The organism is Acinetobacter sp. UBA2063 (assembly GCF_002333245.1).
In the GTDB taxonomy this organism is placed as follows: domain Bacteria; phylum Pseudomonadota; class Gammaproteobacteria; order Pseudomonadales; family Moraxellaceae; genus Acinetobacter; species Acinetobacter parvus.
This window is the reverse complement of record NZ_DDAH01000008.1, coordinates 1-12641: the sequence shown is the minus strand read 5'-3', so window position 1 is coordinate 12641 and position 12641 is coordinate 1. Positions and strand designations below refer to the sequence as shown.

The following is a 12641-nucleotide window of genomic DNA, read 5'->3' as shown; positions in this document are numbered from 1 at the left end:
TTACGGCTATTCGGATAAAAAATACCCTGAGAACTTTAAGGTTTTTGTAAGTGAGTAATTTATTAAATGTGCTATTTCGATTAGAATAGCCAAGCTCTTGGTAGCATTGTGTCGTCCTTGCACACAAAATTATATCTTTCATGCTTTTGAAAATTCGCGTGGCTTATAACGGTAATGAATCAAACTCTCCCCTCAGTTCTGGAGTCTACTCCATCCATTCGTGTGCTTGACGAGTGGCAGGAGACTATACCCGAAGATTTGTACATACCGCCTGCTGCGTTTGAAATCCTACTCGAACAATTCGAAGGTCCCCTGGATTTTCTGATTTACCTGATTCAAAAAAATGGCTTTGATTTATTGCAGCTCGACATCTCCCCAATCGCGACCCAATATCTTTCCTATATGGACAATATGAAGTCGCTGAATATTGAGTTGACTGCTGATTATATGGTGATGGCAGCACTACTTGCCGACTTAAAATCACGTTTATTACTTCCTAAAGCAAAAGTTGCGGATCAGTTTGAGAAAGACCCAAAACAGGAACTAATTGACCGTCTGGAAACCTATTTACGCATTAAACAGGCGGCTGAACGTCTGGGGCAAATGCCAATTTTTGAGCGGGATACCTTTAGTACCAATGTCAGTATTGGTCATATTGCCCCAATTTATGAGGGTTATGATGTCGATGCCCTGCGTGACGCATTATTCTGTATCTTTAACCGTCCTGAACCCATCACCCATGTGGTTGCACAAGAACCTGTATTGCTTGAAGAGCGTATGGCCTATATTGAAAGCCAGCTTGCATCTGGTGAAAATTTAAGTTTTATTGAACTGCTCAATCCCAAGCAGGGTCGTATGGGCATGGTGGTGACTTTTATGGCAGTGCTGGAACTCACGCGCCAGCAAAAAATTCAAATCATCCATACAGGTATTGAAGCTCCACTGACTGTTCAGGGGATTGCCGCATGAGTTTAGACCAGTTCAATGCCAATGAGGGAATGTCACTTGAAGACATTCATCACGACGTTTTATTGCAGATTGAAGCAATTATATTTGCCAGTGACTCAGCCGTTTCACTTGCACGGTTAAAAGAAGCCTTTCAGAACCAATACTCCAAGCAGCAATTACGCACGTTTTTACAACAGCTTGCGATGTTACAGCATGGGCGTTCCATTGAACTGATTGAAACGGCACAGGGCTTTCGTTTTCAGGTGCGGGCAAAGTACCGTAATATTATTGCCCAGGTGTGGCCAGAACGTCCAACCAAGCTATCGCCATCGCTGCTTGAAACAGTCGCCGTGATTGCCTATCATCAGCCTGTCACGCGTGCGGATATTGAACAGATTCGTGGTGTATCGAATAATAGCCAGATTTTAAGAAATTTATTTGACTGGAACTGGATTAAAGAAGCTGGTTTCAGGGATTTGCCTGGAAGACCTGCGTTGTTGATTACAACGCCCCAATTTTTAAATGCTTTTGGTTTAGTGTCATTAAATCAATTGCCTCCCCTACAGAACGCCAAGGAAGCATTCATGGCTCTCGATGCACATGCACCGAAGTCTTGAGAGGTGAACTGTTGATCATTATGTCTAAGGTTGTGCTGTCATGAGTGAAAAATTACAAAAGGTGTTGGCGAGAGTCGGGTTAGGCTCACGTCGTTATATGGAAGAGGTGATTGCTGCTGGCCGTGTCAGCATCAATGGTCGTATTGCCCAGGTGGGTGAGCGTATCGAACCAACCGATGAACTGCGTATTGACGGCCGTAAGGTGCAGTTCCAGATTGAAGATGAAATTCGTCGTCGTGTGCTGATTTACTACAAGCCTGAAGGTGAGATTTGCTCGCGCAATGACCCTGAAAAGCGTCCTACCGTATTTGATCATTTGCCACAAATTGCCAATGACCGCTGGGTGATGGTGGGTCGTCTGGATATTAACAGTACTGGTTTATTATTATTCACGAATGATGGTGAACTTGCTAACCGTTTAATGCACCCTTCAAATGAAGTTGAACGTGAATATGCGGTACGTGTGATGGGTGAAGTAACACCGCAAATTCGCAATAACATGCTGAAAGGTGTTGAGCTTGAAGATGGTCCAGCCAAATTCGAATCATTCTCTGAAATTGGCGGTGATGGGATCAACCGTTGGTATCAGGTGGTGGTTAAAGAAGGCCGTAACCGTGAAGTACGTCGTATCTTTGAATCGCAAGGCCTAAAAGTCAGCCGCTTATTGCGTACCCGTTATGGTACGGTGATCTTGCCACGTGAATTACGTACAGGCCGCTGGATGGAATTAGATAAAACTGATATTGATAACTTGGCGAAATCGGTTGAGTTGAAGCCACGTCAGGGTACTGGTCTGTTTGGTATGGCAAAACGCCGTACTGAAAAAATGGCGGAGAAGCCATTGGCTGCACGCCGTGGTGGCTATCTACGTCAACAGCGTCGTGATGATGAGCAAGAACCACAGCAACGTCCACGTAGCAGTGAAAATAATAACGGTCGTAAAACCATCGGTTTTAATAAAGGTTTTAAGAAGTTCTAATTCTTGATCCTGAAAATAAAAAAACGCTCTCATTAGAGCGTTTTTTTATGGCTGAACTTTAATGATGGTGACTGATCCCCTGTGGAATCGCATTCAGCAGTTTCTTGGTATATTCATGTTGTGGATGTAAATACAGTTCGTCCGAGTTAGCAATTTCAACTAATTCACCATGATTCATGACCATGACTTGATCTGAAATATATTTCACTACCGATAAATCATGCGAAATAAAGATATAACTCAGACCAAATTCATCCTGTAAATCTTGCAGTAAATTCAGCACCTGTGCCTGTACCGACACATCCAGCGCGGAGACTGATTCATCACAAATCAAAATCTCAGGTTTTAAAGTCAGACAGCGTGCGATGGCAATCCGTTGCCGCTGACCACCTGAAAATTCATGTGGATAACGGTCATATGCATCTATAGGTAAACTGACTTTTTCCAATAGCTCGAGTGCAATTTTCTTGCGTTCAGCATCATTCTGTCCAATGCCATGAATACGCATCGGCTCCAATAAAATCTGCCCGACGGTAAAGCGTGGATTGAGTGAAGCGTATGGATTCTGGAAAATAATTTGAATTTTACGCTGATACTGTGAAAATTCTTTCTCAGTCATGGCAAGAATATCTTTACCACCAATCAAGGCTTGTCCACCTGTGGCTTGATACAGACGCATTAGCAATAGTCCAATCGTGGTTTTACCTGAACCCGACTCTCCAACCAAACCTAAAGTCTTACCTTTTGCCAATTGGAACGATATACCTTTCACGGCCTGAAATTCATCTCGCCCCCATAAACCTTTACGACTATAAAACGATTTTTTCAGGTCTTTGACCTCTAAAACAATTTGTTCTTCGCCTGTAAGTCCTCGCGAACGCTGTTTCAGATTCAATTCGGACAAATTGGTTGCTTCGACCAGTTGTCCATTTTCGTCCTGTTTCATAAAATCGCTGGTGACGGGTAAACGGTATGGTCGGGTTGAAAGTTGAGGTCTACAGTGCAATAAGGCACGGGTATACACATCTTGCGGCTGTTCCAGTATTTGTTCAACGGTGCCACATTCGCGGATTTCACCATGACGCATGACGATCACTTCATCAGCAATTTCACCAACCAGTGCTAAATCATGGGTGATGAATAGCATCGACATTTGATGGCGTTGTCGTAATGATTCCAACAAATCAATAATCTGCTTTTGAATAGTGACATCTAATGCCGTGGTTGGTTCATCTGCGATCAATAGCTTTGGTTCACAAGCAATTGCCATGGCAATCATAACCCTTTGCTGCTGACCACCAGAAAGCTGACTTGGATACGCATCTATTTTTGTTTCAGGTGCAGGGATACCGACTTCTCGAAGTAACTCAAGCACTCGTACTCTAGCCTGCTTGCGCCCCATACCTAAATGAATCCTGAGCACTTCGGCAATCTGGTCACCGACTGTAAATACAGGATTCAGCGATGACATTGGTTCCTGAAAAATCATGGCAATACCTTTGCCACGAAGCTGCTGTAATTGTTGCTGGTTAAGCTTTAATAGATCATCATTTTTAAATTGCACCACACCTTGCACAATTAAAGTTTCAGGCAATAAACCCAATAATCCCAAAGCACTGATGGATTTACCCGAACCACTTTCGCCCACCATTGCCAACGTCTGAGCTGGATAGAGCTCGAAATTTAAATCATCCAGCAAGGCCTGCCCTGTTTCATTGACAATGCAAAGCTGCTGTACTTTTAACAACGGCTTAACGTCTTGGGTCAAATGCGTCACGGGCCGCCTCCCCAATATAAATCAACATGGACAACACAATCGCCAAAGTAAAAAAGCCAGATAACACCAGCCACGGTGCCTCCAGATTATTTTTGCCTTGTAACAAGAGTTCACCTAACGACGCGGCATCAGGCGGTAGACCATAACCCAAGAAGTCTAGCGCAGTTAAGGCAATGATATTGGCAGTCAGCATAAGGGGAATCTGCGACAGACTGGAACTCATAGCATTGGGTAAAATATGCTTGAAAATAATCTGGGCATCACTAACACCTAAAGCTTGCGCAGCCCTCACATAATCAAAATTTCGGGCACGTAAAAATTCAGCACGCACCAATCCCACCAGTTCTGTCCAGCCAAACAGTAGCATAATCAGAAAAAGCCAATACACGCTAGGGCTAAACATACTCACCAGAATCATCACGATAAACAGCATGGGCAAACCACCCCACACTTCCAAAATGCGTTGTCCAATCAGATCAATCCAGCCTCCATAATAGCCTTGTATTGCGCCAACCATAATACCAATCACAGCCGAACATACAGTCAAAGCCAATCCAAACAATAAGGAAACGCGTAAACCATATAGGATTCGGGCAAATACATCTCGCCCCTGATCATCAGTTCCAAGCCAGTTTTGTACACTTGGTTTTGAGGGTACAGGCACGGCAAGGGATAAATTGGGTGATTGATAGCAAAATGCCACAGGTGGAGAAAGCATCCAGCCCTGTTGCTGAATTAACTGTTTGACCGCAGGGTCTTGATAGTCAGTTGCGGTTTCAAATTGTCCACCAAACGTGGTTTCTGGATAATCTTTTAATATAGGAAAATAAAGTGACTGCTGATAACGAACCAATAAAGGACGATCATTGGCAATAAATTCCGCACATAAAGACAGGATAAAAATAATCAGAAATACGATTAAACAGCGAAAACCCAATTTATTTTGTCGAAAACGATGGAAACGCTGCTGCATTAAAGGCGACATTATTTACCACCTCTTGCTTCAAAATCAATCCGAGGATCAATCACTTGATAAAGCAAATCGCCAATTAAACGCAGGATCATGCCAAACAAGCTGAATAAAAATAAGGTGCCGAAAATCACTGGATAATCACGTTGAGTAATCGCCTCAAACCCTAATAAACCAATGCCATCAAGATTAAAAATAATCTCGATAAATAAATTACCGACAAAGAAAATCCCGACCAATGCTTCAGGTAAAGCTGCCACAATCACCAAGCTTGCATTACGAAAGACATGACCATAGAGCACCTGACGATCACTTAAACCTTTAGACCGTGCGGTCAGCACATAAGGTTTTTGCAATTCTTCCACAAATGAATATTTAGTCAGATAGGTCAAGGCTGCAAAACTGCCTAACACCATACTCAAAATCGGCAAGCACATATGCCAGAGATAATCTTTAATTTTTTCCAATAGACTGAGTTGGGCAAAATTTTCTGAAACCAGACCTTGTAATGGAAACCATTGCAAATAACTGCCACCTGCAAAAAATACAATCAACACAATGGCAAACACAAACGATGGAATGGCATAACTAACAGCCAATAACAAGGAAGTCGATTGATCAAACAGCAAACCATTCTTTTTTGCTTTCTTGATGCCAAGTGGAATCGCAATCAGGTAAATCAGGAAAGTGCTCCACAACCCTAAAGACAAAGTCACAGGCAATTTTTCATAAAGCAGTTGGGTGACAGGTTTATCCTTAAAAAAGCTTGTACCAAAATCGAATGTTAAATAGCCTTTGATCATCAACCAGAAACGTTCATACGCAGGACGGTCAAAACCATATTGTGCTTTAATTTTATCAACCATTTCAGGACTGAGACCACGCGCACCCTGATATTGTGCCAAGTTACTTAGGCTGGACGAAGAACTTGTTCCTATGCCTAAACCCTGTGCATTTTGTATCTGTTGAATGGCTTGTTCGACAGGCCCACCTGGTGCAATCTGCACAATGATAAAGTTAATCAACACAATGAAAAATAATGTGGGAATCATCAATAACATTCTTTTCAGAATATAGTGAGACATTTAAATATCCTTGATTATTTTCATTGGTGTTTTTGGATAGCCTGGTCTAGCTTGCTGGCTTTATCTGCATCCACCCACCAATATTCCCAACCTACTGAAAGTTTTGGTTTGATTTGAGGCTGTCGATAAATATCCCAATAGGCAAACCAGCGTTCAGGCTTGCCATAAGTCAGGATTTGATAATAGCCTGCCCGCAACAAACGATCCAGCACACGGGTATACAGCACTACTTCATCACGGTGTTTGGCAGCCACAATCTTGTCAATCATCTGGTCAATCGCAGGATTCTTAATTCCTGAATAATTATAGTTATTCGACTCATCTGCGGCAGCACTGCTCCAAAACTGCGCCTGTTCCTTACCTGGGGTTAAAGTCTGTGGCATTTTCATCACCATCATATCAAAGTCCTGACGGCGAATCCGTTCCATATACTGCGGCACATCCACTTGCCTCAGCTTGACCTGAATCCCTAAACGATTCAAATTACGTACAAAGGGCATCAACTCACGTTGTGGATTTTCCAGTTGCATGAGCAGTTCAATTTGAATCAGTTTGCCCTGCCGATCATATAACTTGCCATTGCGAATCATATAGCCCGCATCTTTTAGAATTTTTTGGGCAATCAATAAATTCTGACGGTTAAAACCGCTGCCATCCGATACAGGATAATGCCAATCGGCCAACACACCTTGTCGCATGACAGGATCAAGCCGTTTCAGAAAAGGCTGAATGATGTTTAATTCTGCTGTACTAGGCTTGCCTGTTGCAGCCAAATCCGTATTATCAAAATAGCTTTGTAAACGTCGGTTTTGATTAAAAAATAATGCTTTATTTTGCCATTCAAAATCGTAGGCATAGGTTAAAGCTTTACGCAGATGAATATCATTTAAAGGTGAACGGCGAATATTAAATACCAGACTTTGAATATCTAAGGGTGTACCTAGACGGGCTTTATACTTTTTGATCCAGCCCGATTGCATCGCTGGAAAATGGTAAGCGGTTATCCAGTTACGGATATTTTTTTCTTCGTATAAATAAAATTGTCGGGATTTAAAACCCTCAAAACTGACCTCTAAATTACGGTAATAGACATATTTCAGCCGATCAAAATTATAACGCCCTTTATTGACAGGCAAGTCTCTGGCCCAATAATTTGGACTACGTTTATAGCTTATACTCCGCCCTGCATCAATACGCTCCAGCATATAGGGACCAGAGCCAACGATGGGTTGGAGTGTGACCCGAGTAAAATCTTTATTGTTCCAGTCCTGCTTGGAATAGATGGGTAGGCTTGCCACAATCAGCGGCATTTCCACATTATTCCTGGATTTAAAAATAAATTTAACCTGATACCTGGAAATAACTTCTGTTTTTGCCAAATCGGACAAATACATTTGAAAACCCAGATTGGCTTTGGTCTGGTAGGTATCAAAAGTAAATTTAACATCGTCTGCGGTGACAGGCTGACCATTATTGAAACGGGCTTTAGGATTGAGGTGGAAAATTACAAATCGCAGGTCATCAGGATCATAACTGACTTTTTCGGCCAATAGGGGATACATCACCCGTGGCTCATCCAAAGAACGGTCCATCAGACTATCAAATAGATAATTCACGCCCTCTGTGGCACTGCCTTTACCATTCATGCTATTTAAATTGTCAAACGTTCCCAGACTGGATTGGCTAAGCACTCCACCTTTCGGTGCATTCGGATTGGCATAAGGCATGGCGTGTAACTGTGCGTATTTTGGGGTCACATGCATTGCCAAATAAGGCGTGGTATGTACGGCTGCAAATGAGAACTGAGCAAAAAGGCTTAGTCCATACAATAGACTAAGCCTCTTGCTAGCAAGCAACGCAATCATGCGCAATTACAGGTTCGGGACTTTAATCACATCACCAATACGCAATTGAGTTTTTGGGGTAAGATCATTCATCTCAGCCAGTGCATTAATTTCCATGCCATACTTACTCGCCAGACCAATCAAGGTATCACCACGTTTTACCTTATACTCTGTTACCGTTTTTGGAATGGAGATACTCTGACCACGTTGCAGGCTGGTAGTGGCTTTTAGATCATTCAACTCTGCCAGTTCACGTCCAGACATGCCTAAACGGCTGGCAATGCTGTTCAGTGACTCACCTGCTTTCACTGTATATTTTTCGGTGTTCTTGCTTGATACCGCCTTGGTGTTGGCACTATTTTTACTATTATCCGCTTTGGCAGATTCAGTTTTCGGTAAATCACCTGTCAGTTTAAGTTTTTGTCCAATACGAACATTACTGTCACGAGACAAGTTGTTTAAGGCAGCAACATCTTCAAGCTGTAAGGCATAGCGGTTCGCAATACTGGTTAAAGTATCTCCAGACTTCACTGTGTAAGTATCTGGCACACTGTCTTCTTTGGCTTTGGTATTGGCACTGCTATTATTTGCCTTAGTTGGCGCATCACCCGTGAGTTTTAAACGCTGACCAACACGCACACCAGCCGTTCTCTCCAGTCCATTCAAGTCCGCAATATAGTTGACGGTCAGGTCATATTTGCTGGCAATTGCATTGAGGCTGTCGCCAGACTGAACCACATATTGCTCAGGAACAGTTGAACCTGCTGGAATCTTGATGGTCTGCCCTAGACGAACACCACTATTGGATTTCAGCTTATTTAACTCGGCCAATTCATTCAGGGTGATTTTTGATTTTGTCGCAATACTGGATAAGGTATCACCACGTTGAACCGTGTAGTTCTCAGTCTTGTAGCTGGTTGATGCGCTTACATTTTCATACTTAACCGTATTTTTAGGCTCGACATTATCCTCAGTTTGTGACACTTCATGCAGGGGCACATTAATTTTCTGCCCCACCAGCAAGTTGCTACCCGATGTCAGTCCTGGCGTTAGATCAGCCAGCTCCTGATTCGACAAGGCATAGCGGTCCGCAATCAGTTTGAGATATTCACCACGTTTCACCGTATAGGACTTGGTCGCCACTTTTTGGGCTGTGGATGTCTTTGTCTCTGGCACACGTACTGTTTGTTGATTGTTACGCGTATTGGTTTTAGGCTCAACCAATGTGAGCTTTTGCCCTACAAACAAGCCGTCCGTTATAGAGAGATTATTATAGTCGGCCAATTGTTTAAGACTTAGATCAAAACGCGCCGCTAAATTGGTCAGACTATCACCTGACTGCACCACATAACTTTCTGGCTTCCTTTCCACCGCCTTGGAGGTGTCAGCTTGTGGTTTTGCATCATAGAGATACAGACTGGCCCCGACAAACAATTTACCTGCTGGGTCAATCTGGTTCCATTGGGCAATGTCACGCCAGTTCACCCCATTCTTTTGGGCAATTGAGGCCAGCGTATCGCCAGACTGAACGGTATAGGTACTGCGCTTGCCTTTTGGTGCGACCACCACAACATCGGTATCGGTCTTGATGTAAGGCTTACCCTGATTACGTTTGGCATCTTCACTATTGGCAATTTCTGGGCTTTCAGCCAAGGTTTTTGGATAAGCAAAGCCCTTGCTGACTTCCTGACCTTTCTGATCGGCAACCGATTGGCTGGTCTGAATGGCGGTCAGCTTAATCTTGCCATCAAATGGATCAACAATTTCTGTACCCTGTGGAGCAATGGCCTTAATTTCAGCAACCACCTGATCTTTTTCAGCCTGTGTTGCCTGTGGTTGCAGAACTTGTGTTACCGTTTTTTTCTCACCCTCTTGCTTCACCGCAGCAACAATCTGCTCACGCTCCTGCACTGAAATTGGCGGTTCAATCCTGACAGGTTTAACATTTGGAGCTGGTGTAATCGCTACAGGAATACGCGGTGCACTCGGCACATCCGCCGCCGCGGCAAAAGAGGCCAAGGCATTTGACCCCATAGGAGTAGCAATCTTGGTCGGCGTTTTTGTTGTTGTGGTAACGGGTACAGTATTGGTCTTCGTGGTTAATGGTGGCGGTGGTGTGGTGGATGGCTTAACGATTTGCCCCACATTGCCTATAGTTGAGGTGGTTGTGCGTACTGTGGTTGAGCTGGTTAATGGGTTCATTGCAGGTGGCGACGCACTACTTGCCCAGAATCCACCAGAACCTGCCTTGCCAGAACGTAATTTTCCATCAATCGATGGACTTAAATCCGCAGGAATCAGGATGCGCATTGGACTCATCGGGTCAACCATCTCACCACGGTAGGCTGGGTTCAATGCATACAGTTCGGCGCGACTTAGCCCCGTAATTGAAGCAATCTGGTTTAACTCAAGCGGTGCGGACAAGGCAACTTCACGAAAGTGAGGTCGGTTGGCAATTGGTGGTAATGCCACACCATAAGCGCCTGGGTTTTTAACAATTTGTGCAACCGCTAGAAAACGAGGAACATAGTTCATGGTTTCCTGTGGCAATTTCAAGGACCAATAGTCAGTTGGCAAGCCTGCCGCCTTATTGCGGTTAATGGCCTGCTGGATACGTCCTGGCCCTGCATTATAGGCAGCCAATGCCAGTTCCCATGAACCAAATTGATTATATAAGCTGCCTAAAAACTCATAGGCGGCACGTGTGGACTCAACCACATCACGGCGGCCATCATATAAACTGGTTTGCTGCAAACCGTAGATACGTCCCGTACTTGGAATAAACTGCCACAAACCCGCGGCTGCCGCACTACTGGTTGCCGCTGGGTCATAAGAGCTTTCAATTACGGGCAAAAGTGCCAATTCAGTCGGCATACCACGGCGTTCAGCCTCTTTTACAGTGTGGTATAAATAACGGCTGGCACGCGCACTTAAACGGTCCAGATAAGGTTGACGGGAAATAAACCAGCTACGCTGCGCCTCGATACGCGGGTCCCAACGGTTTAAGTCCATCTTGAAACCCACAGTCATCCGTTTCCAGACATCACCATGTTTCAAGACTAAAAGACGGTCGCCTTCCACCGCACGCATATCGGTTGCGGAAAGCAGGTCTTCCAGAGAATCCAGACTGTTTGCATCCAAAAGGCCTGAACCCACTTGTTTTGAAGATGAAACCTTGCTTGTCTGAGGGGTTGATGAACAACCTGTGGTCATTCCCAACGCGGCTAGAGCGGAAGTGAGTACAGTAATTTTGAATAATGATGTTGCAGATGTTTGCCACACCAATGTGCTCGATTTATACATAAAAACTTCCAGTCAACTCACGCTAGTTCTTTTTCAATTAGCCATTGTAGTAAAGCATGCCGCTTAGACAAGGCAATAATTTAGCGTGATTTGCATGGAAATGTTACAAGAAATTAAAAAATATGTGTTTTGTAACGTCTAGAGGAAGAATTTCACCTTACAATACAAGAAATAGGATGGAAATGCTAAAATCTTCCATCCATACGGGAAAACTACAGTGTTATTCCAATTGCTCAAGGTCACAGCAGAATATTTGTCTAACCGATTTAGATGGCAATGCTGGAAACTTTTTATTCCATTTATGATTTAGGTTCAGATATGTCACAAACAATCACACTCTATGTTGATGGCGCATGCAAGGGCAACCCAGGTTTAGGGGGTTGGGGTGCATACATCATTACCGAACAGGGTGAACATAAGCTGTGTGGTGGCGAACCAGAAACAACCAACAACCGCATGGAACTGACTGCTGCCATTGAGGGAATTGCCTTTTGCCCAACTGATGCACGCCTGATCATCTGGACAGACTCCAATTATGTCAAGCAAGGCATCACTGAATGGATTCATGGCTGGAAAAAGAAAAACTGGAAAGATGTCAAAAATCCAGACCTCTGGCAAAAACTTGATGCAACCTGTGCCAACCGTGAGATTGAGTGGAACTGGATCAAGGGCCATGCAGGTCATGCGGGCAATGAGATGGCAGATCAACTGGCCAATTTGGGTGCGGAACAGACTGCCAAACAACTAAAATCCACAACACAGGCTAACGCTGATACAAAAAAGCCTGAACCAGATTGGCTTCTGGACGATCCTTTTGGTTTGGATATGATGGCGGATCAGGACGAAATTGAGGAAGAGCTTGAAATAGAAATAAATGTTCAGGACAATATGGCTGAAACAGAGATATTGCCCGACACCTCAGCAACACCAGCAAGCAGCCTACATCCACAAATTGTTGTGACTGAAGCCAAGTTAAATCTTCAGGGCCCGCGCCAGTTGATTCTGGATACCGAAACCACAGGTTTTTATTATCAGGATGGCGACCGCATTATTGAGGTGGGCGCGATTGAAATGATCAACCGCAAACTGACGGGTAGCTCGATTCATATTTATATCAA

General features: G+C 43.9%; 9 protein-coding genes. 4 read left to right on the top strand and 5 right to left on the bottom strand.

The annotated features are described in order from the left end of the window. Positions 1-174: 174 nt before the first annotated feature. The 3 genes from B4H32_RS00320 to rluB are packed head-to-tail and all read left to right on the top strand — an operon-like array spanning position 175 to position 2544. Complete coding sequence (locus B4H32_RS00320) at positions 175-969, top strand: segregation and condensation protein A (RefSeq protein ID WP_004682872.1); 795 nt, start codon at positions 175-177, stop codon at positions 967-969. Then, positions 966-1565, top strand: coding sequence for an SMC-Scp complex subunit ScpB (scpB, locus tag B4H32_RS00315; RefSeq protein ID WP_004682874.1), 600 nt, complete (start codon positions 966-968; stop codon positions 1563-1565). Before B4H32_RS00320 ends, scpB begins: the two co-directional genes overlap by 4 nt. 40 nt (positions 1566-1605) lie before the next feature. Beyond that, on the top strand, positions 1606-2544 hold the full coding sequence (rluB, locus tag B4H32_RS00310) for a 23S rRNA pseudouridine(2605) synthase RluB (protein ID WP_004676474.1): 939 nt from the start codon (positions 1606-1608) through the stop codon (positions 2542-2544). A 58-nt stretch (positions 2545-2602) separates the two neighbouring features. Here the strand turns inward: rluB and B4H32_RS00305 are convergent, their stop codons facing one another. From B4H32_RS00305 to B4H32_RS00285, 5 genes are read right to left on the bottom strand one after another with little or no spacing between them, the layout of a single operon-like run. Further along, entirely contained in the window at positions 2603-4321 is a 1719-nt protein-coding gene (locus B4H32_RS00305; protein WP_414630941.1) for an ABC transporter ATP-binding protein, read from the bottom strand. Then, positions 4296-5306 carry an ABC transporter permease gene (locus B4H32_RS00300; RefSeq protein WP_286799026.1) on the bottom strand — a complete coding sequence of 337 codons (1011 nt, stop codon included), beginning with the start codon at positions 5304-5306 and terminating at the stop codon, positions 4296-4298. The genes B4H32_RS00305 and B4H32_RS00300 overlap by 26 nt, the downstream gene beginning before the upstream one ends. Continuing rightward, positions 5306-6376: a microcin C ABC transporter permease YejB gene (yejB, locus tag B4H32_RS00295; protein WP_286799025.1), complete on the bottom strand. Its 1071-nt coding sequence runs from the start codon at positions 6374-6376 to the stop codon at positions 5306-5308. Before yejB ends, B4H32_RS00300 begins: the two co-directional genes overlap by 1 nt. A gap of 20 nt (positions 6377-6396) precedes the next feature. Next, positions 6397-8241 carry an extracellular solute-binding protein gene (locus B4H32_RS00290; RefSeq protein WP_286799024.1) on the bottom strand — a complete coding sequence of 615 codons (1845 nt, stop codon included), beginning with the start codon at positions 8239-8241 and terminating at the stop codon, positions 6397-6399. 6 nt (positions 8242-8247) lie between these two features. Further along, positions 8248-11523, bottom strand: a complete 3276-nt coding sequence (locus B4H32_RS00285) for a LysM peptidoglycan-binding domain-containing protein (RefSeq protein WP_286799023.1) — start codon at positions 11521-11523, stop codon at positions 8248-8250. 318 nt (positions 11524-11841) lie between these two features. On the opposite strand from B4H32_RS00285, the gene rnhA reads away from it, so the two are divergent. Beyond that, the coding region (rnhA, locus tag B4H32_RS00280; RefSeq protein WP_286799022.1) for a ribonuclease HI at positions 11842-12641 on the top strand (800 nt) is incomplete at its 3' end.